General features: G+C 49.0%; 2 tRNA genes and 1 rRNA gene. All 3 read right to left on the bottom strand.

The features are described 5' to 3' along the window. Window positions 1–29 precede the first annotated feature (29 nt). A 23S ribosomal RNA gene (locus AZ602_RS09760) occupies window positions 30–2,885 on the bottom strand. A gap of 263 nt (window positions 2,886–3,148) precedes the next feature. Beyond that, window positions 3,149–3,224, bottom strand: a tRNA-Ala gene (locus tag AZ602_RS09755). Between the two features lie 7 nt (window positions 3,225–3,231). Continuing rightward, a tRNA-Ile gene (locus tag AZ602_RS09750) sits at window positions 3,232–3,308 on the bottom strand. Window position 3,309 lies beyond the last annotated feature (1 nt).

The raw sequence follows: 3,309 nt of genomic DNA, 5'->3' as shown, positions 1-3,309 counted from the left end.
TCAGTAGTATTAAACCACTTGGGTGTTGTATGGTCAAGCCAAACGAGCAATTAGTATTGGTTAGCTACATGTATCACTACACTTCCACACCCAACCTATCAACGTCGTAGTCTACAACGGCTCTTTAGGGAAATCTCATCTTGAGGTGGGCTTCCCGCTTAGATGCTTTCAGCGGTTATCCCATCCGAACGTAGCTACCCGGCAGTGCCACTGGCGTGACAACCGGAACACCAGAGGTTCGTCCACTCTGGTCCTCTCGTACTAGGAGCAGATCCTCTCAAATTTCCAACGCCCACGGTAGATAGGGACCGAACTGTCTCACGACGTTCTAAACCCAGCTCGCGTACCTCTTTAAATGGCGAACAGCCATACCCTTGGGACCTGCTTCAGCCCCAGGATGAGATGAGCCGACATCGAGGTGCCAAACACCGCCGTCGATATGAACTCTTGGGCGGTATCAGCCTGTTATCCCCAGAGTACCTTTTATCCGTTGAGCGATGGCCCTTCCATACAGAACCACCGGATCACTAAGACCTACTTTCGTACCTGCTCGACTTGTGGGTCTCGCAGTTAAGCGCGCTTTTGCCTTTATACTCTTTGAACGATTTCCGACCGTTCTGAGCGCACCTTCGTACTCCTCCGTTACTCTTTAGGAGGAGACCGCCCCAGTCAAACTACCCACCATACATTGTCCTTGATACTGTTATATCTAAGTTAGAACCCCAACATAACCAGGGTGGTATTTCAAGGTTGGCTCCATAGGAACTGGCGTCCCTACTTCAAAGCCTCCCACCTATCCTACACAAGTTAGGTCAAAGTTCAATGTAAAGCTGTAGTAAAGGTTCACGGGGTCTTACCGTCTAGCCGCGGGTACACAGCATCTTCACTGCGATTTCGATTTCACTGAGTCTCTGCTGGAGACAGCGCTGCCATCATTATGCCATTCGTGCAGGTCGGAACTTACCCGACAAGGAATTTCGCTACCTTAGGACCGTTATAGTTACGGCCGCCGTTTACTGGGGCTTCGATCAATAGCTTCGCTTGCGCTAACCACATCAATTAACCTTCCAGCACCGGGCAGGCATCACACCCTATACGTCCACTTTCGTGTTTGCAGAGTGCTGTGTTTTTAATAAACAGTTGCAGCAGCCTGGTATCTGCGACTGCCAGTAGCTTACACCGCGAGGGTTTCACCACCGGCAGCGTACCTTCTCCCGAAGTTACGGTACCATTTTGCCTAGTTCCTTCAGCAGAGTTCTCTCAAGCGCCTTGGTATTCTCTACCTGACCACCTGTGTCGGTTTCGGGTACGATTTGTTTATGACTATCGCTTAGAAGCTTTTCCTGGAAGCATGGTATTTGCCACTTCGCCAGTAAACTGGCTTGCTATCAGATCTCAGTAATAGCCTAGCGGATTTGCCTACTAAGCCTACCTACATCCTTCCACCTGGACAACCATCGCCAGGCTGGCATAACCTTCTCCGTCCCTCCATCGCATCATAAACAAGTATCGGAATATTAACCGATTTCCCATCGACTACGCCTTTCGGCCTCGCCTTAGGGGTCGACTCACCCAGCCCCGATTAACGTTGGACTGGAACCCTTGGTCTTCCGGCGAACGGGCTTTTCACCCGTTTTGTCGTTACTCACGTCAGCATTCGCTCTTGTGATACCTCCAGCAACCCTTACGAGTCACCTTCACAGGCTTACACAACGCTCCCCTACCACTTAATTGAAACAATTAAATCCGCAGCTTCGGCTCCTAGTTTGAGCCCCGTTACATCTTCCGCGCAGGCCGACTCGACTAGTGAGCTATTACGCTTTCTTTAAAGGGTGGCTGCTTCTAAGCCAACCTCCTAGCTGTCTGTGCCTTCCCACATCGTTTCCCACTTAACTAGGAATTTGGGGCCTTAGCTGGCGGTCTGGGTTGTTTCCCTCTTGACGACGGACGTTAGCACCCGCCGTCTGTCTCCCGGATATCACTCATGGGTATTCGGAGTTTGCATCGGTTTGGTAAGTCGGGATGACCCCCTAGCCGAAACAGTGCTCTACCCCCCATGGTGTTCGTCCGAGGCGCTACCTAAATAGCTTTCGGGGAGAACCAGCTATCACCGAGTTTGATTAGCCTTTCACCCCTATCCACAAGTCATCCCCTACCTTTTCAACGGGAGTGGGTTCGGTCCTCCGGTGTCTGTTACGACACTTTCAACCTGCTCATGGATAGATCACTCGGTTTCGGGTCTATACCCTGCAACTATGTCGCCCTATTAAGACTCGGTTTCCCTACGGCTCCCCTATACGGTTAACCTTGCTACAGAATATAAGTCGCTGACCCATTATACAAAAGGTACGCCGTCACGGAACAAGTCCGCTCCGACTGCTTGTATGCACACGGTTTCAGGTTCTATTTCACTCCCCTAACAGGGGTTCTTTTCGCCTTTCCCTCACGGTACTGGTTCACTATCGGTCAGTCAGGAGTATTTAGCCTTGGAGGATGGTCCCCCCATCTTCAGACAGAATTTCTCGTGTTCCGCCCTACTTAATATGTCTCATAAACAGTTTCGCATACAGGACTATCACCTACTATGGTTGGCTTTCCCACGCCATTTTGCTACTGTAAATTCGATCGGCTCCTCCCCGTTCGCTCGCCGCTACTTGGGGAATCTCAATTGATGTCTTTTCCTCGGGGTACTGAGATGTTTCACTTCTCCCGGTTTGCCTCATAAAATAAATTATGATACCTAAGTTATCTTAGGTGGGTTTCCCCATTCAGAAATCGCCGGGTCACAGGATATTGCCACCTCACCGACGCTTATCGCAGGCTATCACGTCTTTCATCGCCTCTGACTGCCAAGGCATCCACCATGTGCACTTCATTACTTGACCATACAACCCCAAGTAGTCTTGGTGTTATAAGGGTAATGTGTAACGATCTTCACCTATGTTTACGCTTGATTCAGTTCTCTTTACTTTAGGTGATTGTATTTTGGGGTACAATCACCATGGTTAATAAATTACGTTGGATAATTTATTAACCCAGACTCATAATCATGTTGTTAAATAGTGTTATAAACTTCGTCAGTTTATAAAGTAAAAGCATAAATAAGAAATCTCTTATTAAATTGCTTATGTATGCTTTGATGTTTTAATGGTGGAGCCAAGGAGAGTCGAACTCCTGACCTCCTGCGTGCAAGGCAGGCGCTCTACCAACTGAGCTATGGCCCCAATTTAATGGTGGGTCTAATAAGACTTGAACTTATGACCCCCGCGTTATCAACACGGTGCTCTAACCAACTGAGCTATAGACCCG

The sequence above is a fragment of the Moraxella sp. RCAD0137 genome, assembly GCF_002894025.1.
Taxonomy (GTDB): Bacteria; Pseudomonadota; Gammaproteobacteria; order Pseudomonadales; family Moraxellaceae; genus Moraxella; species Moraxella porci.
This window is presented reverse-complemented; position numbering and strand designations above follow the sequence as displayed.